We start from the raw sequence: 23,988 nt of genomic DNA on the forward strand, positions 1-23,988 counted from the left end.
CCATGCGTGGATGATGGTAGGTGCCGACCGTTGGTCGGCACACATCGGGATCAATCATTCGCCGCAGACAATTCCTGCCCGCGCACCTGCGCAGCACGCAGTGCGGTGTCCACCAGCGCCTCGAACCCCCCGGCCTGGAAGCTCTCGATCGCGGCCTGGGTGGTGCCGTTCGGCGAGGTCACGCGGCGGCGCAGTTCGGCAGGGCTTTCGCCGGCTTCGTCCAGCATGCGCGAGGCGCCCAGCAGCGTCTGCACCACCAGCGTGCGCGCGGCATCGGCCGGCAGGCCCTGGGCGATGCCCGCCGCTTCCATCGCTTCGGCCAGCAGGAACACATACGCCGGGCCGCTGCCGGACACGGCAGTGACCGAATCCATCAGTGATTCGTGCTCGATCCATACCGTACGACCGGCACTGGCCAGTACCTGTTCGGCCCGCGCGTGCTGCTGCGCATCCACCGATGGCGTGGCGTACAGGCCGGTCACGCCGGCGCCGAGCAGGGCCGGCGTGTTGGGCATCGCACGCACCACCGGCAGGTTGCCACCCAGCCAGCGCTCCAGCTGCGCACTGGTGATGCCGGCGGCGATCGACACCACCAGTGGCCGGTTCGCCTGGGCCAGCGCCTGCAGCGACTGGCAGACCTCGCGCAGCACCTGTGGTTTCACCGCCAGCAACCAGGTGCCGCCCTGCGCTGCGGCGTCGGCCGCGTTGTCGTGCACCTGCACGCCGAAGTCGGCAGCCAGCGACCCGCGCAGCGCGGCAACCGGTTCGGCCACATGGATGCGCGCGGCCGGCACGCCCTGGCGGATCAGGCCGGCGATCAGGCTGCGCGCCATGTTGCCGCCGCCGATGAAGGTGATGGAATCAGCTGCCATGGAATTCTCCTTGAAAGATCAGGCCGGGCGCGGGCGCGCGCCGAACAGGGCGGTGCCGATGCGCACCAGGGTGGCGCCCTCGGCGATGGCTTCGGCGTAGTCGCTGCTCATGCCCATCGACAGCGTGTCGACCTGTGCGTGCCGGGTAGCCAGCGACTGGAAAAGTGTGCGCATGCGCACGAACGCGTCGCGGCGACGCTCGGCCTCGGGCCAGGGCGCGGGAATCGCCATCAGTCCACGCAGGCGCAGGCGGGGCTCGGCGGCAATCGCGGTGGCCAGTACCTCCACCTCTTCCGGCGCGCAGCCATGCTTGCTCGATTCATCGTCGATGTTGACCTGGATCAGCACATTCAGCGGGCCGCGTGCGGCCGGTCGATGGCGCGCCAGCGCGGTCACCAGCTTGGGCCGGTCCACGCTCTGCACCCAGTCGAAGTGGGTGGCCACGGCCTCGGCCTTGTTCGACTGCAGGTGGCCGATCAGGTGCCACTCCAGCGCCAGGTGCTGCAGCGCCTGCATCTTGGCCAGCGCTTCCTGCACGTAGTTCTCGCCGAATGCCCGCTGGCCCTGTGCCGCCAGCGCGGCCACGGCCTCGGCTGGCTGGGTCTTGGACACCGCCAGCAGGCGCGGGTCGGGCCTGCCGGCGGCCTCGGCAGCGGCATGCAGGTTGCTCAGGATCTGGGGCAGGGGAGTGGCCACGTAACGCGTTCCATTGAAACAGGAGGCTATACTGCCGCCCGGGGAAAGAACCTTCCAGTCGAAGCCGTTATTGGGGAGTAGCCGCTCATGGATATCGCCGAGCTGTTGGCGTTTTCCGTAAAGAACAAAGCGTCCGACCTGCACCTGTCCGCAGGCCTGCCGCCGATGATCCGCGTTGACGGCGACGTTCGCCGGATCAACATCCCGGCCCTGGACCACAAGCAGGTCCATGCGCTGGTGTACGACATCATGTCCGACAAGCAACGCCGCGATTACGAGGAGTTCCTCGAAGTGGATTTCTCCTTCGAGATCCCGTCGCTGGCACGCTTCCGTGTGAATGCGTTCAACCAGAACCGCGGTGCCGGCGCGGTGTTCCGTACCATTCCGTCCGAGGTGCTCACCCTCGAGGATCTGGCCTGCCCGCCGCTGTTCCGTGAAGTGATCCAGCAGCCACAGGGCCTGATCCTGGTGACCGGCCCGACCGGTTCGGGCAAGTCGACCACGCTGGCGGCGATGATCGACTACATCAACAAGAACGAATACGGCCACATCCTCACCGTCGAGGATCCGATCGAATTCGTGCACACCTCGCAGAAGTGCCTGATCAACCAGCGCGAAGTGCACCGCGACACGCATGGCTTCAACGAGGCGCTGCGCTCGGCACTGCGTGAAGACCCGGACATCATCCTGGTGGGCGAGCTGCGCGACCTGGAAACCATCCGCCTGGCGCTGACTGCTGCCGAAACCGGCCACCTGGTGTTCGGTACCCTGCACACCAGTTCGGCGGCCAAGACCATCGACCGTATCATCGACGTGTTCCCGGCCGGCGAAAAGCCGATGGTGCGCTCGATGCTGTCCGAGTCGCTGCGCGCGGTGATCTCGCAGGCGTTGCTGAAGAAGGTCGGTGGCGGTCGTACCGCTGCGTGGGAAATCATGGTCGGCACCCCGGCCATCCGCAACCTGATCCGTGAGGACAAGGTCGCGCAGATGTATTCGGCGATCCAGACCGGCCAGCAGTACGGCATGATGACCCTGGACCAGCATCTGCAGGACCTGGTCAAGCGCAGCCTGATCACACGCAACCAGGCCCGCGAGTACGCCAAGGACAAGCGCCTGTTCGAGTAAGGCGGGCCAGCAGCGGGGGCGGCGCGCGCCAAGACGCGGCCGTTCCCGGGTTGTGACCTCCATCGATCGTTTCCTGGTACACGCCCTTCTGGGAGCCCGCCGTGAACACCACTGCCACCACCATCGATTTCACTTCGTTCCTCAAGCTGATGGCGCACCAGCGCGCCTCGGACCTGTTCATCACGGCGGGCATGCCGCCGGCGATGAAGGTCAATGGCAAGATCTCGCCGATCACGCAGACGCCACTGACGCCGCAGCAGAGCCGCGACCTGGTCCTCAACGTGATGACGCCGGCGCAGCGCGAGGAGTTCGAAAAAACCCACGAGTGCAACTTCGCCATCGGCCTGTCCGGTGTCGGCCGCTTCCGTGTCAGCTGCTTCTACCAGCGCAACCAGGTCGGCATGGTGCTGCGCCGCATCGAGACGCGCATCCCGACCGTGGAAGAGCTGAGCCTGCCGCCGATCATCAAGACGCTGGCGATGACCAAGCGCGGCATCATCCTGTTCGTCGGCGCTACCGGTACCGGCAAATCGACCTCACTGGCCGCGATGATCGGCTACCGCAACCAGAATTCCACCGGCCACATCATCACCATCGAAGACCCGATCGAGTTCGTGCACAAGCACGAGGGGTGCATCATCACCCAGCGCGAAGTCGGTATTGATACCGACAGCTGGGAAGCCGCGCTGAAGAACACCCTGCGCCAGGCGCCGGACGTGATCATGATCGGCGAAGTGCGTACCCGCGAGGGCATGGACCACGCCATCGCCTTTGCCGAGACCGGCCACCTGGTGCTGGCCACGCTGCATGCCAACAACGCCAATCAGGCGATGGACCGCATCATCAACTTCTTCCCGGAAGACCGTCGCAACCAGCTGCTGATGGACCTGTCGCTGAACCTCAAGGGCGTGGTCGCGCAGCAGCTGGTGCCGTCGCCCGATGGCCGCTCGCGCAAGGTGGCGATGGAAATCCTGCTCGGCACGCCGCTGGTCCAGGACTACATCCGCGATGGCGAGATCCACAAGCTGAAGGAAGTCATGAAGGACTCGGTCCAGCTGGGCATGAAGACCTTCGACCAGAGCCTGTTCGAGCTGTACCAGGCCGGCGAGATCAGCTACGAGGACGCGCTGCGCTACGCCGATTCGCAGAACGAGGTGCGCCTGCGCATCAAGCTCAGCCAGGGCGGCGACGCGCGCACCCTGTCGCAGGGGCTGGATGGGGTGGAGATCTCCGAAATCCGTTGACCCGGCCGGCATCGGTCATGACCGGATTGATGAATTCCAGTCATGACCGACTGCCGTCCAACCGGCTCAATCCATCGCCGCTGCAGGCGTATCGTCAGCACTCCCTCTCTGGAGTACGACGATGCAGACACGTGAACTCGGCCGCAGCGGCCTGAAGGTTTCCGCCCTGGGCCTGGGTTGCATGGGCCTGACCCATGCCTACGGCCAGCCGGTCGAACCGAGCCAGGGCATCGCCCTGCTGCACGCTGCCGTCGAGCGCGGCGTGACCTTCTTCGACACCGCCGAGGTGTACGGCCCGTACACCAACGAAGACCTGCTCGGGCAGGCGTTGGCCCCCTACCGCGACCGGCTGGTGATTGCTACCAAGTTCGGCTTCAAGGATGCGAGCACCGATGCCGGGCTGGACAGCCGCCCGGAGAACATCCGCGCGGTGGCCGAGGCCAGCCTCAAGCGCCTGCGCACCGACCACATCGACCTGTTCTACCAGCACCGTGTCGACCCCAACGTGCCGATCGAGGATGTGGCCGGCACCGTGCGCGACCTGATCGCCGAAGGCAAGGTCGGCCACTTCGGGCTGTCCGAGGCGAGCGCTGCCACCGTGCGCCGCGCGCATGCGGTGCAGCCGGTCACCGCCGTGCAGAGCGAGTACTCGCTGTGGTGGCGCGAACCGGAGCGTGAACTGCTGCCGACGCTGCAGGAGCTGGGCATCGGCTTCGTGCCGTTCAGCCCGCTGGGCCGCGGCTTCCTGACCGGTGCGATCAACGCCGATACCACCTTCGACGCCAACGACTTCCGCAACAGCGTGCCGCGTTTCGAAGTGGAGGCGCGCCGCGCCAACCAGGCGCTGGTGGATCGCATCAGCACGATTGCGGCAGCGCGCGGTGCGACGCCTGCGCAGGTCGCACTGGCCTGGCTGCTCGCGCAGGCACCGTGGATCGTGCCGATTCCGGGCACCACCAAGGTTCATCGCCTGGAAGAAAACCTGGGCGCGGCCGACCTGCAGCTGGCGCCGGAAGAACTGCAACGCATCGCGCAGGCGCTGGACGAAGTGTCGATCGTCGGCGAGCGCTACAACGCCCAGCGCGCGGCACAGGCCAAGGGCTGACCAGCCGGTGAGTGCGGACCGCTGGTGGTGGGTGCGGACCGTTGGTCCGCACGCCTTGACCCTCACCCCATCGGCCCGCGCAGCGCATCAAGCACGGTGCGCATCGCCACGGTCACGTGGCGGCGCGACGGGTAATACGCGTAGTAGCCATCGAAGTGCGGGCACCAGTCGTCCAGCACTGATTGCAGCCGGCCATCGTCCAGCATCGGCTGTACCTGGTCTTCCGGCAGCCAGGCCAATCCGCTGCCTGCCAGCGCAGCGGCGCGGGTCATGCCCATGGTGTTGAACGTCCACTGGCCGCTCACGCGCACGCTCAGTTCATTGCCGTTCTGGCCGAAATCCCACGGCATCAGCCCACCATGCGTGGGCAGGCGCAGGGTCACGCAGTTGTGCCCGGCCAGATCGTCCGGGTGCCGCGGCACCAGGTGCTGGCGGAAGTAGCTGGGCGCGCCGACCACGCGCATGCGCAGCGGCGGGCTGATCGGTACGGCGATCATGTCGCGCGCCAGCCGCTCGCCGAGGCGGATGCCGATGTCGTAGCGCTCGGCCACGATGTCGGCCAACCCGTAGTCGGCCGCCAGTTCCACCTTCAAATCCGGATACTGCTGCAGCAGCGGCGCCAGCCTGGGCCAGGCGATGTACTCGGCGGCGTGGCCGGTGGCATTGATGCGGATGGTGCCGGCCGGTCGCTCACGGTACTCGGCCAGCGCGGCCAGCCCGTCCTCGATCTCGGCCAGGCGCGGGGCCAGCGTTTCCAGCAGGCGCGCGCCGGCTTCGGTGGTGGACACGCTGCGGGTGGTCCGGGTCAGCAGGCGCACGCCGAGGCGCTCTTCCAGGCCGCGCATGGCATGGCTGAGCGCGGACTGGGACACGCCCAGCTGGGCGGCAGCCTTGGTGAAGCTGCCCTCGCGGGCAACGTGGGCGAAGGCCTGCAGGTCGTTGAGATTTTCGCGGGGCATGAGGGGATGATACGGCCGGGCTGCGCCCGGCACCTGCTTCAAGCCAAGGCAACGTCAACGTCAAATGCGTGCATTCCGTGGGATGGCGGGATGGGTCCGGTTGAGGGGGACGGCGCCAGTCCCCCTCCGGGGCCCGGCCCAGCCGCTGGCGGCTGTGCGTTCGGGCGCTTGCGAAGCAGTGCTTCGCAAGCAAAGCGCCCTCACCCATGAAGCTCGGTCGCGCTTGCTCGTGTGCGCTGTCCTGCGCACACGGCAAGACCGGGGTTGGGCGTCCTGCCCAACCCGCCCGAGGCATGCCTCGGGCCCATGGCGCTCACGCCCCCTCAACCGGACCCACCCCGCCTTCGACAGTTTCCCGCGAGCTGTTGGAACGGCATTCTGCTTTGGTGGGGGCCGACCGTCGGTCGGCACTGGGTCGGACGTGTGGGTATGTCGATTTCTGCGTCTGTGGTTCGTCGAATGAATGACTTCAACGGGAGCTGCACATGAGCACTGACACCAAGCCCAAGGGCCCGGCCTCGTACTTCCCCTCCATCGAGAAGACCTATGGACAGCCGGTCGCCCACTGGCTCGGGCTGCTGGCAGGGAAGAAGGGCCTGAAACACATGGAACTGGTCAGCTTCCTGAAAAGTGAGCATGGACTGGGCCATGGCCATGCCAACGCGCTGGTGGCGCACCATCTGGCCGGCAAGGGCTGAGCAGCGGCGGGCAGGGGGCATGGAGCGGGCGGATTCAGCTGAACGATTTCATCTGCAACTGTCATGCAGATCGTGTCTAATACCGCTCCCCACCTGCTGTTCCCCCACCCGCATGTCCCTTCCTTCCCATGGCCCCGCGCCGTGCGACGACGCTGACGGCCACCTGGTCACCGCCGGTCCGTTGACCCCGCCGCCCGACAGCGCCGGCACCACCGCCGACGAAAAAGCGCTGCGCCACTCGATCGCCGAGGACGTGCAGGGCATGGTGCTGGCCACGATGGTGGCCTCGCTGGGCCTGGCCATCTTCGCCAAGGGTGGGTTGATGATCGGCGGCATGGCCGGATTGGCCTTCCTGTTGCACTACGCGATGGGCTGGAACTTCGGCCTGGTGTTCGTGCTCGTCAACCTGCCGTTCTACTGGGTGGCCCTGCGGCGCATGGGCTGGGAGTTCACCCTGAAGACCTTCACCGCGGTCACCGCCTGTGGCGTGCTGACCGACCTGCTGCCGCGCTGGATCGATTTCTCGCATATCCATCCGCTGTACTCGGCGATCGTCGGTGGCGCGCTGTCCGGCCTGGGCATCCTGTTCTTCATCCGCCACCGCGCCAGCCTCGGCGGCATCGGCATCCTGGCGGTGTACCTGCAGCGCACCCGTGGCTGGAGCGCGGGCAAGGTGCAGATGTCCTTCGACGCCTGCCTGATGGTGGCGGCGTTCTTCGTGCTGTCGCCGTCGAAGGTGCTGTACTCGGCCATCGGCGCGGTGGTGCTCAGCCTGGTGCTGATGTTCAACCACCGCCCCGGCCGCTACATGGGCGTGTGACCGTTCAATGGGGTTGCCGGCCAGCAGCCGGCACTACCGGAAGCCACGCGTGGTAACGCCGGGCCATGCCCGGCGGATGCCCGTCAGTGGTCGGTGGCCTTCAGCCACGGCGGTGACAGCTTCAACAGCCGCGCATGCACCGGGCAATCTGTGGCATGCGCACCGGGCAGGTAGCCCAGGCTCATCAGGAATTCGCCGGTGATTTCGCCACCGGTGAAGCGGAATGTCTTCTTGAACAGCTTCACCCAGTCGGCCTTGCTGCGTGGGTGGTGCGCATCCAGCCACGCCGCGAAGCTGCCATGGCTGGCCCGCAGCTGCTGGATCACCTGCGCGTTGTGGATCGCCGCCAGCACCTTCAGGCGGTTGCGGATGATGCCCGGGTCCGACAGCAGGCGCTCGATGTCCTGCTCGGCGTAGGCCGCCACGCGGTCCACCTCGAAGCCGTCATAAGCCGTGCGGAAGCCCTCGCGCTTTTTCAGGATGGTTTCCCAGCTCAGGCCGGCCTGGTTGATTTCCAGCACCAGCCGCTCGAACAGTTCGCGCTCGTCCCGCTGCGGGAAGCCGTATTCGTTGGCGTGGTAGTAGTCGTGCACCGGATGGCCCGGGGCGATCAGGCAGTAACCGCTCATGGGGAAGACTCGTCGGGTTCAGGGTAGGAATCGATGGCCGCCGGCGGCTGGTCGCCGATGGACAGCATCGGCCAGCGCGGCGGCACCAGCGACAGCCTGCCATCGCGCAGTGCCTGGTTGAGCCCGCCGGCCTGCGCAAGGCCGTATCCGTTCAGTGAGCCCGCCTTGTACCAGCGGGCGTTGCCGCCGCGCGCGAACAATGTGCATTCCGGTGCACTCACGTCGTACAGCTCGCACAGCAGCACTTCGCCTGTGCCATCGCCATTCAGGTCACGATGCACGATCAGGCAGTCGCGCTCGCTCCGGGCGCAGGATTCGCCATTGATCGAGCGCGTGGCCAGTGCCTGCCACCAGTCGTCCGGTGGCGAGCTGGATCCTTTGGCCAGCTTCGACGCGCGCTGCAGGGCGGGGACGTCCTGCGGCCCCTTGTCGAGGCGGTGGCCGTCGTCCCAGCGTGAGGTGCGTGCCAGGGCTGCTGCGATCACCTGTGGCGCGTTGGCATCGGCGGCGATGGCCGGATCACGCTGCAACTCGCGCAGCGCCTGCACGCCACGGCGCCCAAGGTCGAAGCGCAGCACGTTGACGTCACTGCTGGTGATCGCCGGCGGGTCCGCACGCAGGCGCGCCAGCTGGCTGGACAGGCTCAGCCGCACCGGATCCAGCAGCGGCGAGTTGCCCAGCACGGCCAGTGCCAGCACGATCCAGCACATCCAGCGGTTGACCGGCTCCAGCGCGTGCAGCCAGTGGCTCTGCCGACGCACCACCGCCAGCGCATAGCCCACGGCATAGCCGGCCACGGCCAGTGCGATCAGCACCGCCCAGAAGCGGTCCACGGTCCAGCCGTACTGCGCCACTCTCAGGCCCAGCGCATACAGTGCCAGCGCGGCGTAGGCCGGCAGCGTCAGCAGGCTGGCTTCGACCAGCCTGCGCAGCACAGGAGGGTAGGGGGCGCTGTCTTCCCCCTGCTGGTAGACCGCATTGGTGAACGTCACCAGCAACAGCGACACCGTCACCAGCAGGCCGGCAGCCGAACGGGTCTTCCACAACGGCTCCAGCCCGGTGAGCGGCAGGCTCAGCACGAACAGCACCGCGATGAACGACAGCAGCGGCAGCAGCCCGCGGCAGATCGCGAACAGCACCTGGCGGGTGATCTGGATCGCACGGTGCTGGGTACGCCCGATCAGCACGCCGAAGCCGGCGAGGCTGCCGGTGGCCAATGCGATGAAAGCATCCTGGCGGAACAGGTCGCGGAAGAAGGTCACGTCCAGCAGCTGGAACAGGGCCGCCCACAGCCACAGCAGCAGCCAGGTCAGCCCGGTGAACAGCGCTGCCAGGGCCAGGGTCAGGCCGTTCTGCCAGGCACGCTCGAACAACTCCGGGTAACTGGCGCGCCAGTGCCCGTGCTGCAGCTGGAACTGCCACCACGGCAGGGCCACGAACACCGCCACGGCCATGCCCAGGGTCAACGGAAGCTGCAACGCGCCCGATTCCAGTGCGGCCTCGCCATTGAGGTTCCAGCCGATCCAGGCGGCCAGTGCCAGCACCACCGCCGAGCCGAGCATGGCCTGCAGCCACAGGCGGCGCTGGCCCAGCTCGACCAGGCTCAGCGCCACCGCGCTGGGGATGGCCAGCACCCAGGCGTACCAGCAGTAGCGCCAGCCGATATCGCGGAACGGCCATGCATCGGACAGTTCCTGCGCGGCATACAGCATCAGGCCCTGCATCAGCGCGATCAGGACGATGGCGCTGCGTGCCGGCAGGTTCAGGGGCAATGAAGACGACATCGACGACCTTCCATGGCAAAGCGCCATCCTAGCCTATCGCCTGGGGACGCCCACGGCGCGACCACGCCGGTCGCAGCGGGTAGAATGGGCGCATGCCCGTAACGCCGACCTCCCTTGCCGATCACCTGCTCGTCGCGCTGCCGTCGCTGCTCGACGCGACCTTCGCCCGCAGCGTCGCGCTGATCTGCCAGCACGACGAGAACGGGGCGATGGGGGTGCTGGTCAACCAGCCGTCCGAGTACACGCTGGGCGAAGTGCTCGCGCAGATGGACATCAGTACCGGCGATGGTGACCTGCAGGCCCGGATGGTGCTCAACGGCGGCCCGGTGCATCCCGAGCGTGGCTTTGTCATCCACGACGATGCGCGGGCATGGGATTCCAGCCTGACCGTGGGTGAAGGCCTGTTCCTGACCACGTCGCGCGACATCCTCGAGGCGATGGCGCGCGGCGAGGGCCCGGCCAATGCCGTGGTCACCCTTGGCTGCGCGGGATGGGGGGCGGGCCAGCTGGAAAGCGAACTGGCCGAGAACAGCTGGCTGACCGTGCCGGCCGATGCCGAACTGGTGTTCCAGCTGCCGCTGGAGCAACGCTGGCAGGGCGCGGCCGCGCGCATCGGCGTCGACCTGTTCCGGCTGACCGATTACAGCGGCCATGTCTGAGCCGGCCAGCCTGCGTCGCGATGGCACCGTGCTCGGCTTCGATGTCGGCTCGCGGCGGATCGGCGTGGCCATCGGCAGTGCGTTTGCCGCGCATGCGCGCGCGGTGGCAGTGGTCGACGTGCACGGCAATGGCCCGGACTGGGCCGCGATCGAACGCCTGCTCAAGGAATGGAAGCCCGATGGCCTGGTGGTTGGCGATCCGCTGACCCTGGACGGCCAGGACCAGCCCAACCGCAAGCGCGCGCAGGGCTTCGCCCGCCAGCTGCGGGAACGCTTCAAGCTGCCGGTGGTGATGATCGACGAGCGTTCCAGCTCGGTCGAGGCCGCCCGCCGTTTTGCCGTCGAGCGCGCCGAGGGGCGCAAGCGCCGCCGCGATGCGGCCGCCCTCGATGCCGTGGCTGCGGCGGTGATCATCGACCGCTGGTTGTCGTCGCCGGACGACGCCACCCCCATTCCCTGACTGCACGACTCCCACCATGACCGCCCAGCAAATCGATGCCTCCGGACGCCTGCGCCACCTGCTGACCCTTGAGGGCCTGCCGCGCGAAACCCTGCTGCAGCTGCTCGACCGCGCCGGCCAGATCCGCGACGCGGCGGTGGGGCGTGTCGGCAACAAGCGCCAGGTGTTGGCCGGTTCGGCGGTGTGCACGCTGTTCTTTGAACCCTCCACCCGCACCCGCAGCTCCTTCCAGCTGGCCGCGCAGCGCTTGGGCGCCGATGTGCTGAACTTCGACGCCTCGACCTCATCCACGCGCAAGGGCGAAACTGCCTGCGATACCCTGCGCAACCTGGAAGCGATGGGCGTGCGCGGCTTCGTGGTGCGCCACCCTGAAGACGGCGCCGTGGCGGCACTGGCCGACGCGGCGGGCGAGGGTACGGCCCTGATCAACGCGGGCGACGGCCGCAGCGCACACCCGACCCAGGGCCTGCTGGACATGCTGACCCTGCGCCAGGCCAAGGGCGCGGACTTCTCGAAGTTGAAAGTGGTGATCGTCGGCGACGTCAAGCACTCGCGCGTGGCCCGCACCGACCTGCATGCGCTGCGCACGCTGGGCGTGGGCGAGATCCGGGTGTGTGGCCCGCAGTCGCTGCTGCCGGATGATGAGACCCTGAAGGGCTGCGTGGTCGGCGATGATTTCGATGCGATGCTGGAAGGCGTCGACGCGCTGATGATGCTGCGCCTGCAGCGCGAGCGCATGGAGGAAGGCCTGGTGCCGTCGCTGGAGCAGTACCACGCCCAGTACGGCCTGACCACCGCGCGCCTGGCCCGCGCCGGCAAGGATGCTGCAGTGCTGCACCCCGGCCCGATCAACCGTGGCGTGGAAGTCACCGATGAGGTGGCCGACGGCCCGCAGTCATGGGTGCTGCGCCAGGTCGCCAACGGCGTGGCGGTGCGCATGGCCGTGCTGGAGACGCTGCTGGGCTGACCACTTTGGTGGGTGCCGACCGTTGGTCGGCGCGGTTGATCTGTCCTCATCCGATCCGGTGGGTGCCGACCGTTGGTCGGCACTGAACCATCAGTGCGGTGAAGTGGGGGCCTGGCCATTGAATGGTTCCGGGCCTACCCGTACTGACGTGGTTGCCCGATAGAAGAGGGATACCGGCAGGCGCACGCTTGGGCCCATGAACCGCGCACGCCTACGCCTTGGCCGCCATTCCCGGATCGGGCAATCCTACATCCTGACCACCGTCACCCAGGAACGTCGACGCTACTTCGATGATGCCACTGCGGCACAGGAGGTGATGGATGTGTTCCGTCGCATTGATCATGAGGGCCTGACGCACTCACTTGCCTATGTGGTCATGCCGGACTACATCCATTGGCTTGTGGAGATCCGTGCGTTCTCGCTGGACTACATCATGCAACACTTCAAATCGAGCAGTGCATTGCGGATCAACCGCATGCTGGGTAAGACAGGACCATTTTGGCAATCGAGCTATCACGATCACGCCATTCGTTCTGAAGAATCACTGTTTCGCCATGCGATGTACATCGTCGCCAACCCGGTCAGGGCGAACTTGGCGAGGTGCGTGGGAGAGTATCCGTATGCCTGGTGCCGATGGGAGATCGGTGGGAGGTACCAAGCAATGGATTACCCCGAAGCGGAGAGATAGTGCCGACCAACGGTCGGCACCCACCAATACCCAAGCCGACCAACGGTAGGTATCCACCAATACCCAAGCCGACCAACGGTCGGTATCCACCAATACCCAAGCCGACCAACGGTCGGTATCCACCAACAGATGTTTCCCAGCAGAAGCTGCGGTTCATCGCTTCTGCTTGAACAGCCATTCCCACATCGCCGGGTCGGCGTAGGTGGCGTCCCAGGCATTGTGGTTGCCCTGCGGATACTCGGTGTAGCGCACGTCATGCGCCTTGGCGCTCTGGAATGCGGCGTGCAGCCTGCGATCGTCGTCCGGCGGCACGACATCATCCAGCGCGCCATGGAACATCCAGATCGGCGTGTGCCGCAGGCGCTGGGCGATGGCCGCATAGGGATCGGATTCATGGGCTACCGGTTCGACGAACAGGGTCGGGCGCACCGCGCGTGGTGCCCGCACGGCACCGCAGACCGGCACGATCGCGGCGAACCGGTGCGGGTCTGCCAGTGCGATGTTCCAGCTGCCGTAGCCGCCCATCGACATGCCGGTCAGATACTGTCGCGCCGGGTCGGCGTCGAATTCGGCGATGGTCGCATCGAGTGCGGCGATGGCAACGCGGTTGTTGTAGCCGCTCCACTCGCCGTCGCCCGGCGCCTGCGGGAAGACCACCAGCGCAGGGAAACCGGGATGCGCGCGCAGGTACGGCCCCAGGCCGGCATGCGTCTGCTTGACGCCGTCGCCGCCGCGCTCGCCCGAACCATGCAGGAACAGCACGACAGGCAGGCCACCGTGGGTGGTACCGGCGGGAATGAACACCTGATAGTAGGCCGTACGTCCCTCTACCTTCACCGCACGCGCTTCGAAGTGCCCGCGCGCGCTGTCTGGCAGCGAAGCACAGCCGGTCATCACCAGAACGGCCAGCACGGGCAGCCAGCGCAGGATCGAGCGGAGCATGGGGTATCCATTGGCGATGGGATCCTCCGCATCGTAGTCCGCCCCCGGCAGCGCGGCATCGTGCGCCGCATCACTGTGAGCGCGGGAAGCTGGCGATGATGTCCAGTTGCTCCTGTGCCTCGGCATTACCTTCGGCGGCGGCCGCCTGCACCTGCGCCAGGTCGGGGTGCAGCACCACGAGCAGCGGGTTCTCGCAGACCGGGCAGGCATATTCGGTGGCGTCCTCGTCCAGTTCCATTTCCATGGCACGCGAGCTGCCTTTCCATTCGCAGGCAGGGCAGGTGTGCTGCTGGTCACGCCAGCCGGCCTGGAAGTAGTTTTCGATTGTTGATGCCATGGTCGTTCCAGTTGGACTGGGTCGGAACCCCGCGCGGCGGTGATCCGGCCCTTGATATGGTCAGTGCAGCAGCACCAGGGTGGCCAGGCCGAGGAAGGTGAAGAAGCCCATCGAGTCGGTCACTGCGGTCAGGAAGATGCCGCTGGCCAATGCCGGATCGAAGCCAAAGCGCTTCAGGGTCAGCGGCACCAGTACGCCCGCCAGTGCAGCGAACAGCAGGTTGAAGGTCAACGCAATCGCGATCACCGCCGACAGTCCGGGCGAGTGGAACCAGGCCAGTACGATCAGGCCGAGCACCGAACCCAGCAACAGCCCATTGAGCAGGGCCACCCGCACTTCCTTCCACAGCAGGGTGCGCGCGTTGGAGGCACCCACCTGGCCCAGCGCCAGGCCACGTACCATCAGTGCCAGTACCTGGGTGCCGGCATTGCCGCCCAGGCCGGCCACGATCGGCATCAGCACCGCCAGCGCCACCAGCTTGTCGATCGTGCCCTCGAAGTGACCGACCACGCTGGACGCCAGGAACGCCGTACACAGGTTCACCGACAGCCACATCAGGCGCCGGCGCATCGCGCGCCAGACCGGGCTGAACAGGTCCTCGTCCTCGTCCAGGCCGGCGGCGCCCAGCGCCTGGTGCTCGGCCTGGCCACGGATGATGTCGACCACGTCATCGATGGTGATGCGGCCGACCAGGATGTTGTTCTCATCCACCACCGGCGCGGAGATCCAGTCATGGTCGGAGAACTGCCGGGCGACTTCCTGGTCGCTCTCGCCGACATCGATGGCCGGCTGCTCGTCGTCGACCAGGCGGTTGATCGGCGTGGTGTCCTCGTGCGTTACCAGTGCCGCAAGCGACACCCGGCCGAGGTACTGATGGCGGCGGCTGACCACGAACAGGTGGTCGGTGTGGTCCGGCAGTTCGCCGCGCAGGCGCAGGTAGCGCAGCACCACATCGACGTTGACGTCGGCGCGCACCGTCACCACGTCCGGGTTCATCAGGCGGCCGGCGCTGTCCTCGGGATAGGACAGCACCTGTTCCAGCCGCTCGCGGTTTTCGCGGTCCATCGACTTGAGGACCTCGTCGATGACCGTGTCCGGCAGGTCCTCGACCAGGTCAGCCAGGTCGTCGATGTCCAGGTCTTCGACCGCGGCGATGATCTCGTCCGGGTCCATGTCCGCGAGCAGGCTTTCGCGCACATCGTCGCCGACGTGGACCAGCACCTCGCCATCATCCTCCGGATCGACCAGCCCCCACACCACCTCGCGCTTGCCGGGGGGCAGCGATTCGAGCAGGTTGCCGATCTCGGCCGGGGCCAGGGTATTGACCAGGCGGCGCACCGGGCCGAGCCGGCCGCTGTCCAGTGCATCGGACAGCATCCGCAGTTGGCGCGCAGTCTTGTCGTGGCGTACGGCTTCGGCCATCGCAGCTCCCGCGGGATAAGAAAAGCCGCGATCCCGGCAAGGATGCGGCAACAGGGGTGTTCAGCGCGTCATTATCGCAAGGGCATGTTTCAACGCATACCCCGCTGGCCTGCGGGCACCGGGGTCCACGCATTCAACCTTATCCCCGGCCTGTCGGCGCGCCCCTTGAACAACAAGGGACTGCTTCTGCGGATCGAATCTGCGTCGGGCCAGCGGCCAGCGGGTCCACATGTTCCGCCGGGCCATGCCCGGCGAGCGCGTAGCGCGGAAATCAGGACGCGTCCGCCACCAGCGCCAGCCAGCGCTCGATGGCGCGGCGGTCGCGGGCGGCCAGCAGCTTCGGCGCGCGTGCGCGCAGCGTGGCCAGGTCGGCCTCGCGGATCGCGCGGCGCACTTCCAGCAGCGTGCCCGGGTGCAGGCTGAATTCGGTCAGGCCCAGCGCCAGCAGCAGCGGCGTCATCCGCGCATCGCCGGCGATCTCGCCGCATACCGCCACCGGGATGCGGTGGCGCGCACCGGTCTCGATCACCATCTGCAGCAGGCGCAGGACCGCCGGGTGCAGTGGCGAGTACAACTCGCCCAACGCCTCGTTGTTGCGGTCGGCGGCCAGCAGGTACTGGACCAGGTCGTTGGTCCCGATCGACAGGAAATCGACCAGGTCGATGAAACTCTCCAGCGCCAGGGCTGCTGCCGGTACTTCGATCATCGCACCGAGCGGTACGTGCTCGGCCACCACGTGCCCTTCGTCGCGCAGCTGGTCGGCCAGCCTGAGCATGCGCCTGCGTACTGCCAGCAGTTCCTCGCGGGTACTGACCATCGGCACCAGTACCCGCAGCTTGCCGTACGCCGAGGCTCTCAGGATCGCGCGCAGCTGGGTGTCAGCCACCTTCGGCCGGGCCAGCGACAGGCGCACGCCACGCAGCCCCAGTGCGGGGTTCTCCTCGTTGCTCAGGGTCAGGCCGGTGCGATCGGCCTTGTCTGCGCCCAGGTCGAGCGTGCGGATGGTCACCGGCCGCCCGCTCATGCCCAGTGCGGCATCCCGGTAGGTCTGGAACTGTTCTTCTTCGTCCGGTAGCTCGTTGCGCTGCAGGAACAGGAACTCCGTGCGATACAGTCCCAATCCCTGCGCGCCCAGCGCATGTGCCTGGGTCACGTCTTCCAGCGATTCGGCATTGGCCAGCAGGGCGATGTCGACCTGGTCGCGGGTACGGCTGGGCTTGCTGCGCAGGCGGCCCAGCTCGCGCTGCTCGCGCGCGTGCTCTTTCAGGCGTGCGCGGTAGTCGCGCAGGTTGTCGGCCTGCGGATTGACGGTGATGCTGCCGTCCGCGCCGTCGATGATCAGCACGTCGCCATCGGCGATGCGGCTGAGCAGCTGAGGAATGTTGACGATCAGGGGCAGGTGCAGGCTGCGGGCGAGAATGGCGCTGTGCGACAGCGCGCTGCCGGCAGCAGTGACGATGCCGACCACGCCCTGCGCCTGCAACTGCGCCAGTTCCGAGGGAGCGATGTTGTCGCACACCAGGATTTCGCCCGCCATGCCCTTTACCGCCGGCGCGCGCTCAGGCTGCAGGAAGGCATGGATGCGCCCGATGACGTGATCCAGATCATCCATGCGGCTCTTCAGGTAGGCATCGTCCATGCCATCGAAGACCTTGGCCAGGCGGTCGCGTTGCAGGCGCAGCGCGTAGCCGGCGCTGTACGGGCCGCTGCGGATCAGTTCATCCAGCCCGAACAGCAGTTCCGGGTCGTCCAGCAGCAGTGCATGCAGGTCGAGGAACTCGCCCACTTCCTGGTTCAGTGCGCCGTGCAGGCGCTGGCGCAGCTCGTGCATCTCCGTGCGTGCCGCGTCCACCGCCCGGTGCAGGCGGGCCAGCTCCGTTTCGACCTGGCTTGCGGGCACGCGCTGCTCTGCCACTTCCAGCGCATGCGGAAGCCGGACGCGCGCCCGGCCCATCGCGGTGCCGCGGGCGGCGCCATGGCCCGCCAGCAGCTGCACCGGCCGCTGGCCGGAGGCACTCTGGCCGGCGCGAGCGCGTGGCACGCTCAGCTGTCCTCGTCGAAGCGGCGCTCGAACAGGCCGACCACCGCGTCCATCGCGGCGGCTTCGTCCTCGCCGTTGATGCGCACGGTGACCGGGGTACCCTGGCCGGCAGCCAGCAGCATCACGCCCATGATGCTCTTGGCGTTGATCTCACGGCCCTTGGCGGCCATGGTCACGTTGCAGCGGAACGGCGCCAGGGCCTGCACCAGCTTGGCGGTGGCCCGGGCATGCAGCCCGAGGCGGTTGCTGACGGTGAGTTCTCGTTCAAGCATCGTCGACTATCGCTCCATTACGGGTGCCCGCCGCGGCAGTGGCGGGCAGTTGATCCAGTCCCTGTTCCGGATAATTCATCACCCGCAGCAACATCGGCAGGCTCAGCGCCGACACCCGGCGAACCGGGGTTCCCAGCCGGGCCAGCTGCGCGGCGAGGTTGGCGGGGCTGGCGCCGTACAGGTCGGTCAGGATCAGTACGCCTTCTCCACCGTCGACCCGCCGCAGGGCGGCCGAGGCGAGCGGGAGCAGGGCGTCCAGGTCTGCGTCGAACGGTACTTCGAAAGCTTCGGTCTTCAGCGGCAGCTGCCGCAGGAGCCGGGTCGCCACGTCGAGCAGGGCGGTCCCGACCCCAGGATGCGTTACGAGGAGAATGCCACAGGTCATTACTGCACGTTAACAGGTCAAGGTGAATTGGCGATAGACGCAGATGAGGGGCACTGTGTCCCGTATTCAGCGTTGCTCGGGTCAGAGCCCTTTCCTGCTGAAAGAGATCCGACCCCATCCTTTTTTCGATGCCTGACAGAGATCCATCCACGCATGGCGTGGATCTACCGTGCCGACCAAGGCCGACACCTGCCAACAGCAGCAGAAATCTTTCAGAGGTGGGGCGGTGTGGGTATGCAGGACCGTTGGCGCCATGGATGGCGCCATCGAGCCCCCAGGGACGGGTTCACGGCGTGTCCTGCATACCCACACCGCCCCGCCATCCCACGGAATGCCGCTTCTGCTTTTTCTGTTGCTGTTGCCGGCCAGCGGCCGGCACTACCGGCGGGTGCCGGGCGCAGCCCGGCCGACCACCCTCAGTCCTGTTCGCGGTGGTAGGTCGCCACGTCTTGCCAGCCCATTTCGCGGGCGTGGCGCGCCATGCGTTCGGCGAGGAACACCGAGCGGTGCTTGCCGCCGGTACAGCCGAAGGCCACGGTTACATAGCTGCGGGTGCCGTCGCCGAGCTTCGGCAACCAGGTATCGAGGAACTCCATCAGCTGGGCCAGGTAGCGCTGCACGTCCGGCTGCGCTTCCAGATAGTCACGCACGCCGGGTTCGCGGCCGCTCAGCGCGCGCAGTTCCGGGTCCCAGTGCGGGTTGGGGAGTACGCGCGCATCGAACACGAAGTCGGCCTCCGCCGGTACCCCGCGCTTGTAGGCGAACGATTCGAACAGCAGCGACAGGCCGGTGGCATGGTCCATCGCGAACTCGGTGATGATCCGCCGCCGCAGCTGGTGCACGTTGAGGCTGCTGGTATCGATCACCGCATCGGCTTCGCGCCGCAATGGCGCGGTCAACTCGCGTTCGCGGGCGATCGCTTCGGGCAGCGACAGGCCCAGCTGGCTCAGTGGATGGCGGCGGCGGGTGTCGGCGTAGCGCTTGAGCACGGCCTCATCGCTGGCCTCGAAGAACAGGACCTTCACTTCCACGCCGGCATCGGTGGCCAGCCGGCGCCAGCTGCCCAGCTGGCTCAGGTCGGCCTGGCCGCGCACGTCGATGCCTACTGCCAGCTGGCGCCGGGATCCATTGTCGTCGGCCAGCACGCTGCGCACGAAATCCGGCAGCAACCGGACCGGCAGGTTGTCCGAGCAGTAGTAATCCTGGTCCTCGAAGGTCTTCAGGGCAACGGACTTGCCCGAGCCGGACAGGCCGCTGACGATGATCAGGGTCGGGGCGGAAGGGGCGGGGGTGTTCATGGACGGGCTCTTCGCGGTGCAATGGGATCAGGGATTCCGCCGTTCCAGCAGGTTGCTGTGGCGGGCGATGAACATCGCCGCCGGATCGATGCCCTTGGTGCGCAGGATATGCAGGCGGGTGGCGGCCTCGGTCAGCACCGCCAGGTTGCGGCCGGGCATCACCGGCAGGGTGATCAGCGGCACATCCAGGTCCAGCACATGGCGGGTTCCCGAATCGCCGGTCAGGCGCTCGTAGCCATGCGGGGTGGGTTCGGTCATCGGCTTGGTCAGGTGGACGATCAGCCGAAGGTACTTGTTCTTCTTTACCGCCGTGTCGCCGAACATCTCGCGCACGTTCAGCACACCCAGGCCGCGGACTTCCAGAAGGTCCTGCAGCAGTTCCGGGCAGGTGCCATCGAGCACATCCGGCGCGATCTGGGTGAACTCGGGTGCATCGTCAGCCACCAGCCGATGGCCGCGGCTGAGCAGCTCCAACGCCAGTTCGCTCTTGCCCGATCCGGCTTCGCCGGTGATCAGCACGCCGATGGAATAGATCTCCATGAACACGCCGTGCAGGATCACCCGCGGCGCCAGCGTGCGCGCCAGGTGGTAGGAAAGGTGGTTGAGCAGTTCGTGGCCGCGCTTGGGCGAGACCCACAGCGGCGTGCCGGATTCGTCCGCTGCCGCGCGCAGGTCTTCCGGGCATGGCTGGTTGCGGGTGATCACCAGCGCCAACGGATGGGACTGCATGATCTTCTCGATCGTTTCCCAGCGCAGCCTTGGTTCCAGCGCGTCCAGCCAGGACAGTTCCTCGGTCCCGAGGATCTGCACCTTGTTGGGGTAGATCGCATTGAGGTAGCCGGCCAGCGAGGGGCGTCGCGAAACCGTGTTGCCGGCCTCCAGTTCACGCTTCCCGCCGGACTGCCCGGCGACCCAGCGCAGGCCGAGGCGCTCGCGCTGCTGTTCGAACAGTTCGCGGGCGGTGATGCTGGTATTCATGCGGCGCTCGCCGGGGGCGTGAGGTCCAGCGCCTCGCGCAGTGCGCGGGCATCGCCGGCCGCGCGCAGCGCGTGGCGGATGGCGGGCGCAGAGAACAGCTCGGCCAGTTCGGACAGCAGCATCAGGTGCTGGTGGGTGTAGTGGGCGGGGACGGCCATGGCGAACACCAGGTCGACCGGCTCGTCGCCGCCAAAGTCGACCGGGGCCGCCAATCGCAGCAGCGCTCCGCGCGGGCGGTCCAGGGTCGGGGCGCGGCCGTGGGGGATGGCGATGCCGTGCCCGATCGCGGTGCTGCCCAGCGCTTCGCGCTGGCACAGGTTCAGGTAGATCTGTTCGGCATTGGCCTGGCGGCAGGCCAGCAACCCGGCGGCGGCCTTCAGGACGCTGTCGCGGTCGGTGGCCGCACAGAGCTGGGTCTGCACGGCCGCCAGGAGGTCAGTCAGGGGCATGTCTGCGGAGAACGGTGGCGATCAGCCGCCATTGTCACCCACGGGCAGCGGTGCGTGCTGCTGTTTTTTCTCCTTGTGCTTGATGACCAGGCGGTCAAGCTTGTCCGCAAGCAGGTCGATCGCGGCGTACATGGTCTGGCCGCCGGCCTCGGCGTGCAGGGTCTGCCCCGGAATGTTGAGGCTGGCATCGACGTGGTGCTCGGTCTTCTGCAGCTTGAGGGTCACCCGCGCTTCGCAGTGCTGTTCGAAGTGCTTTCCGATCCGGGCCAGCTTCTCCTCGACATAGGACTGCAGGGCCGGGGTGACTTCGACGTCTTTGCCAAACGTTTCGATGCGCATCGGGTTTCTCCTGTGTTCGGATGTGCCAATGAACCTCTCCGCCGGGCGCGGCGGCGCGTCAAGCGATTCTGACCCTTTCGTGCGAGGCGGAAATGTTCATGGCTTCACGATACTTCGCCACGGTGCGCCGCGCCACTGGAATTCCCGACGACTTGAGCAGGTCAGCCAGCTTGGCGTCAGAAAGTGGCTTGCGCGGATTCTCGTCGTCGATCAGGCGCCGGATCATCGCCTGGATCGCCGTGCTGGACGCCTCGCCGCCGCCCTCGGTATCGATACCCGAGGCAAAGAAGGCGCGCAGCGGCAGGGTCCCGCGCGGGGTACGCACGTGCTTGCGGGCGATCGCGCGCGAGACCGTCGATTCATGCAGGCCGAGCTCGGTGGCGATCTCACGCAGGGTCAGCGGACGCAGTGCCTGCTCGCCGAACTCGAGGAAGCCGGCCTGCTGCAGGATCAGGCTGCGCACGACCCGCAGCAGGGTCTCGCCGCGCTGCTGCAGGCCCTTGAGCAACCAGCGTGCCTCCTGCAGCTGGGCGCGCAGGTAGCCGGCATCGGCCTCGCCACAGCGGCGGATCAGCTGCTCGTAGCCGCGGTGGATCATCACCTTCGGCCCGGCATGGCCGGCCAGGGCGGCACGCCAGATGCCGTTCTGCCGCCATACCACCACGTCCGGCACCACGTAGGTGTCCTGTGACAGTGGCGCGATCTGGGTGCCCGGGCGCGGGTCCAGCGAGCGCAGCAGCATCACCGCCGTTTCAACCTCGGCCTGTGGCTGCTTCAGATCGTGGGCAAGCCCGGCCACGCCGCTGCGCGGCAGTCGTTCCAGCGGCCCTGCGGCAATCTGCCGCGCCAGGCCCAGCCCCGGGGTGTCGGCCCCCAGTACATCCAGCTGCAATTGCAGGCATTCGCCAAGGCTGCGCGCTGCCACGCCGACCGGATCGAAGCGCTGGATGCGATGCAGCACGGCGAGGATCTCGTCCTCCCCGGCGTGGATGGCCGGCAACAGGGTTTCAGCGATGGTCGCCAGTGGTTCGCGCAGGTAGCCATCATCGTCCAGTGCATCGATCAGTGCGGCGCCGATGCTGCGATCGCGCATGGACAGGTGTGACAGGTGCAGCTGCCACAGCAGGTGGTCGGCCAAGGTTTCGGGCTCGGCGATGCGTTCGGCGGCGCTGCCGGCATCGTCGTCGTCGTCGAAACTGCCCCCGCTGCCGGGGGCACTCCAGTCCAGCCCGGCCGGTGCCCAGTCGTCACCGTTGTCGGCAGGTTCGGCCGGCACATCGCTGCCACTGCCATCACCCGCCTCGCTGGATGCGCTGCTGTCGCCGCTGTCGGCCCAGTCCAGCAGTGGATTGCTTTCCACCGCCTGCGCGATTTCCAGTTCCAGTTCGGTGCTGGACATCTGCAGCAGCCTGATCGCCTGCTGCAGCTGGGGCGTAAGCACCAGGTGCTGTCCCAACGATGTCTGCAACCGGGTCTTCATGCCTGTGCCGATAGGAAGGAAAGGACTCCGGCGCCTGCGCTCACAGCTTGAAGGAATCCCCAAGGTAGACGCGACGCACGTCGGCGTTGTCCAGGATCGCTTCCGGTGACCCCTGGGCCAACACCGTGCCCTCGGCGAGGATATACGCGCGGTCACAGATTCCCAAGGTTTCGCGCACGTTGTGGTCGGTGATCAGTACCCCGATGCCACGCTGCTTGAGGTGGGTGACGATGCGCTGGATTTCCCCGACCGAGATCGGATCGACACCGGCGAAGGGCTCATCGAGCAGGATCAGGCGCGGCTGCGCGGCCAGGGCACGGGCGATCTCGCAGCGACGGCGTTCGCCACCGGACAGGCTGGCACCGAGCTGGCCCGCGACATGGCCCAGCTGCAGTTCGTCGAGCAGGCCGTTCAACTCGCGCTCGCGGCCGGCTGCGTCCAGGTCTTCGCGCAGTTCCAGCACCAGGCGGATGTTGTCGGCCACGGTCAGCTTGCGGAACACCGAAGGTTCCTGTGGCAGGTAGCCCACGCCCTGCTTGGCGCGGGTGTACATCGGGTCGCCGGTGATGTCCTTGCCATCGAGCACGATGCTGCCTGCATCGGCGGCGACCAGCCCGACGATCATGTAGAAGCAGGTGGTCTTGCCGGCACCGTTCGGGCCGAGCAGGCCGACCACCTCGCCGGCGTCCAGGGTCAGCCCGAAGTCCTTGACGACTTCGCGCTGCTTGTAGCGCTTGCGCAGGCCCTTGGCGACGAGCATTACTTCCTGCTCCCGGCCGGCTGCGCCGGCGTGGCGGCCCTGGGCTGTGCCGCAGGCTGCTGCGCTGCAGGCGTCCGGTTCTTCGGTGGGATCACGGTGCGCACGCGGCTGCCGTCGCCACCGGAGTTCATTTCACCGGAACGCGTGTTGTAGACCATGCGCTGGCCGGCATTGGTGCCGCGCGCGCTGGTGACCTTGTAGTTGCCGGTGAGGGTGATGATCTCGGTCTTGATGTCGTAGTCGATGCGATCGGCCTGAGCGTCCATCCAGGTGCCGTCATCGAGCTGCTGTTTCATCTTGGCCTGCCTGCCGGTGAATACCGCGCGCACCGGTTCGCCATCCTTGAGGTAGATCTCGGCCTCGGACGAGCGCAGATCCAGCGTGCCCTGGGTGATGATCACGCCCTGCGACAACACCGTCTTGCCGTCGCCGGTGAGCATGCCCGTCTGCGCGCCGGAATCGATGTGCATGTCTTCGTTGCGGTCGGTGGACTTGGCAAAGGCGGCGCTGGGGACAAGAAGCCCGAGCGCGAGTATGGCTGCAAAGGGAATCTTCATCGGGATCCGTTCTACCGGTGGG

27 protein-coding genes are annotated in these 23,988 nt (G+C 67.1%); 9 read left to right on the forward strand and 18 right to left on the reverse strand.

The genetic code is table 11. The features are described from left to right. Window positions 1-50 precede the first annotated feature (50 nt). Both proC and A9K58_RS12340 read right to left on the reverse strand, forming a co-directional pair. The gene (proC, locus tag A9K58_RS12335; protein ID WP_065199609.1) at window positions 51-872 is read right to left on the reverse strand and encodes a pyrroline-5-carboxylate reductase; all 822 of its coding nucleotides are present in this window, start codon (window positions 870-872) and stop codon (window positions 51-53) included. A gap of 18 nt (window positions 873-890) precedes the next feature. Beyond that, window positions 891-1,568, reverse strand: coding sequence for a YggS family pyridoxal phosphate-dependent enzyme (locus A9K58_RS12340; protein WP_065199610.1), 678 nt, complete (start codon window positions 1,566-1,568; stop codon window positions 891-893). Window positions 1,569-1,655: 87 nt separating this feature from the next. Here A9K58_RS12340 and A9K58_RS12345 point away from each other — a divergent pair, with 87 nt between their 5' ends. The 3 genes from A9K58_RS12345 (at window position 1,656) to A9K58_RS12355 (ending at window position 5,042) form a co-directional block, all read left to right on the forward strand. Next, window positions 1,656-2,693, forward strand: coding sequence for a type IV pilus twitching motility protein PilT (locus A9K58_RS12345; protein WP_004147099.1), 1,038 nt, complete (start codon window positions 1,656-1,658; stop codon window positions 2,691-2,693). Window positions 2,694-2,794: 101 nt separating this feature from the next. Beyond that, complete coding sequence (locus A9K58_RS12350) at window positions 2,795-3,937, forward strand: PilT/PilU family type 4a pilus ATPase (protein ID WP_019659468.1); 1,143 nt, start codon at window positions 2,795-2,797, stop codon at window positions 3,935-3,937. 121 nt (window positions 3,938-4,058) lie between these two features. Beyond that, window positions 4,059-5,042 (forward strand): aldo/keto reductase, encoded by a 984-nt coding sequence (locus A9K58_RS12355; protein ID WP_065199611.1) that lies wholly within the window; start codon window positions 4,059-4,061, stop codon window positions 5,040-5,042. Between the two features lie 62 nt (window positions 5,043-5,104). Here the strand turns inward: A9K58_RS12355 and A9K58_RS12360 are convergent, their stop codons facing one another. Further along, window positions 5,105-6,001, reverse strand: coding sequence for a LysR family transcriptional regulator (locus A9K58_RS12360; RefSeq protein ID WP_065199612.1), 897 nt, complete (start codon window positions 5,999-6,001; stop codon window positions 5,105-5,107). Between the two features lie 485 nt (window positions 6,002-6,486). Here A9K58_RS12360 and A9K58_RS12365 point away from each other — a divergent pair, with 485 nt between their 5' ends. Both A9K58_RS12365 and A9K58_RS12370 read left to right on the forward strand, forming a co-directional pair. Then, window positions 6,487-6,699: a DUF4287 domain-containing protein gene (locus tag A9K58_RS12365; RefSeq protein ID WP_019659465.1), complete on the forward strand. Its 213-nt coding sequence runs from the start codon at window positions 6,487-6,489 to the stop codon at window positions 6,697-6,699. Between the two features lie 112 nt (window positions 6,700-6,811). Then, window positions 6,812-7,519: a YitT family protein gene (locus tag A9K58_RS12370; RefSeq protein ID WP_065199613.1), complete on the forward strand. Its 708-nt coding sequence runs from the start codon at window positions 6,812-6,814 to the stop codon at window positions 7,517-7,519. Between the two features lie 83 nt (window positions 7,520-7,602). On the opposite strand, the gene A9K58_RS12375 is transcribed toward A9K58_RS12370, so the two are convergent. Together A9K58_RS12375 and A9K58_RS12380 are read right to left on the reverse strand one after the other, a co-directional pair. Further along, entirely contained in the window at window positions 7,603-8,148 is a 546-nt protein-coding gene (locus tag A9K58_RS12375; protein ID WP_065199614.1) for a DNA-3-methyladenine glycosylase I, read from the reverse strand. Then, complete coding sequence (locus tag A9K58_RS12380) at window positions 8,145-9,932, reverse strand: DUF4153 domain-containing protein (protein ID WP_065199615.1); 1,788 nt, start codon at window positions 9,930-9,932, stop codon at window positions 8,145-8,147. Before A9K58_RS12380 ends, A9K58_RS12375 begins: the two co-directional genes overlap by 4 nt. A gap of 92 nt (window positions 9,933-10,024) precedes the next feature. Between A9K58_RS12380 and A9K58_RS12385 the strand changes: the two genes are divergently transcribed. The 4 genes from A9K58_RS12385 to A9K58_RS12400 all read left to right on the forward strand — a co-directional run bounded on the left by A9K58_RS12385 (window position 10,025) and on the right by A9K58_RS12400 (window position 12,706). Next, window positions 10,025-10,591 (forward strand): YqgE/AlgH family protein, encoded by a 567-nt coding sequence (locus A9K58_RS12385; RefSeq protein ID WP_065199616.1) that lies wholly within the window; start codon window positions 10,025-10,027, stop codon window positions 10,589-10,591. Continuing rightward, a complete protein-coding gene (ruvX, locus tag A9K58_RS12390; RefSeq protein WP_065199617.1) occupies window positions 10,584-11,051 on the forward strand; it encodes a Holliday junction resolvase RuvX in 468 nt (155 codons plus the stop codon). The genes A9K58_RS12385 and ruvX overlap by 8 nt, the downstream gene beginning before the upstream one ends. Before the next feature lie 16 nt (window positions 11,052-11,067). Next, entirely contained in the window at window positions 11,068-12,018 is a 951-nt protein-coding gene (locus A9K58_RS12395) for an aspartate carbamoyltransferase catalytic subunit (RefSeq protein WP_065199618.1), read from the forward strand. A 196-nt stretch (window positions 12,019-12,214) separates the two neighbouring features. Next, on the forward strand, window positions 12,215-12,706 hold the full coding sequence (locus tag A9K58_RS12400; protein WP_065199619.1) for an REP-associated tyrosine transposase: 492 nt from the start codon (window positions 12,215-12,217) through the stop codon (window positions 12,704-12,706). 153 nt (window positions 12,707-12,859) lie between these two features. Here the strand turns inward: A9K58_RS12400 and A9K58_RS12405 are convergent, their stop codons facing one another. The 13 genes from A9K58_RS12405 to lptA form a co-directional block, all read right to left on the reverse strand. Further along, a complete protein-coding gene (locus A9K58_RS12405) occupies window positions 12,860-13,648 on the reverse strand; it encodes a carboxylesterase family protein (protein WP_065199620.1) in 789 nt (262 codons plus the stop codon). A 70-nt stretch (window positions 13,649-13,718) separates the two neighbouring features. After that, window positions 13,719-13,985: a hypothetical protein gene (locus tag A9K58_RS12410; protein ID WP_065199621.1), complete on the reverse strand. Its 267-nt coding sequence runs from the start codon at window positions 13,983-13,985 to the stop codon at window positions 13,719-13,721. 60 nt (window positions 13,986-14,045) lie between these two features. After that, window positions 14,046-15,407, reverse strand: a complete 1,362-nt coding sequence (gene mgtE, locus A9K58_RS12415) for a magnesium transporter (RefSeq protein ID WP_065199622.1) — start codon at window positions 15,405-15,407, stop codon at window positions 14,046-14,048. Window positions 15,408-15,678: 271 nt separating this feature from the next. Further along, entirely contained in the window at window positions 15,679-17,448 is a 1,770-nt protein-coding gene (gene ptsP / locus A9K58_RS12420; RefSeq protein ID WP_065199623.1) for a phosphoenolpyruvate--protein phosphotransferase, read from the reverse strand. A 2-nt stretch (window positions 17,449-17,450) separates the two neighbouring features. Further along, window positions 17,451-17,720, reverse strand: coding sequence for an HPr family phosphocarrier protein (locus tag A9K58_RS12425; protein WP_065199624.1), 270 nt, complete (start codon window positions 17,718-17,720; stop codon window positions 17,451-17,453). Beyond that, the gene (locus A9K58_RS12430) at window positions 17,713-18,105 is read right to left on the reverse strand and encodes a PTS sugar transporter subunit IIA (protein ID WP_065199625.1); all 393 of its coding nucleotides are present in this window, start codon (window positions 18,103-18,105) and stop codon (window positions 17,713-17,715) included. The genes A9K58_RS12425 and A9K58_RS12430 overlap by 8 nt, the downstream gene beginning before the upstream one ends. 416 nt (window positions 18,106-18,521) lie before the next feature. Beyond that, a complete protein-coding gene (gene rapZ / locus A9K58_RS12435) occupies window positions 18,522-19,403 on the reverse strand; it encodes an RNase adapter RapZ (RefSeq protein WP_065199626.1) in 882 nt (293 codons plus the stop codon). A 27-nt stretch (window positions 19,404-19,430) separates the two neighbouring features. After that, on the reverse strand, window positions 19,431-20,381 hold the full coding sequence (hprK, locus tag A9K58_RS12440) for an HPr(Ser) kinase/phosphatase (protein ID WP_065199627.1): 951 nt from the start codon (window positions 20,379-20,381) through the stop codon (window positions 19,431-19,433). Continuing rightward, window positions 20,378-20,830 (reverse strand): PTS sugar transporter subunit IIA, encoded by a 453-nt coding sequence (locus tag A9K58_RS12445; protein ID WP_065199628.1) that lies wholly within the window; start codon window positions 20,828-20,830, stop codon window positions 20,378-20,380. The genes hprK and A9K58_RS12445 overlap by 4 nt, the downstream gene beginning before the upstream one ends. A 21-nt stretch (window positions 20,831-20,851) precedes the next feature. Continuing rightward, entirely contained in the window at window positions 20,852-21,169 is a 318-nt protein-coding gene (gene hpf, locus A9K58_RS12450; RefSeq protein WP_065199629.1) for a ribosome hibernation-promoting factor, HPF/YfiA family, read from the reverse strand. Window positions 21,170-21,227: 58 nt separating this feature from the next. Continuing rightward, window positions 21,228-22,649 (reverse strand): RNA polymerase factor sigma-54, encoded by a 1,422-nt coding sequence (locus tag A9K58_RS12455; RefSeq protein WP_065199630.1) that lies wholly within the window; start codon window positions 22,647-22,649, stop codon window positions 21,228-21,230. A 40-nt stretch (window positions 22,650-22,689) separates the two neighbouring features. Further along, complete coding sequence (gene lptB, locus A9K58_RS12460; protein WP_065199631.1) at window positions 22,690-23,409, reverse strand: LPS export ABC transporter ATP-binding protein; 720 nt, start codon at window positions 23,407-23,409, stop codon at window positions 22,690-22,692. After that, complete coding sequence (lptA, locus tag A9K58_RS12465; RefSeq protein WP_065199632.1) at window positions 23,409-23,966, reverse strand: lipopolysaccharide transport periplasmic protein LptA; 558 nt, start codon at window positions 23,964-23,966, stop codon at window positions 23,409-23,411. The genes lptB and lptA overlap by 1 nt, the downstream gene beginning before the upstream one ends. Window positions 23,967-23,988 lie beyond the last annotated feature (22 nt).

Origin of the sequence: Stenotrophomonas maltophilia (assembly GCF_001676385.1) — a bacterium.
GTDB classification, from domain to species: Bacteria; Pseudomonadota; Gammaproteobacteria; order Xanthomonadales; family Xanthomonadaceae; genus Stenotrophomonas; species Stenotrophomonas maltophilia_J.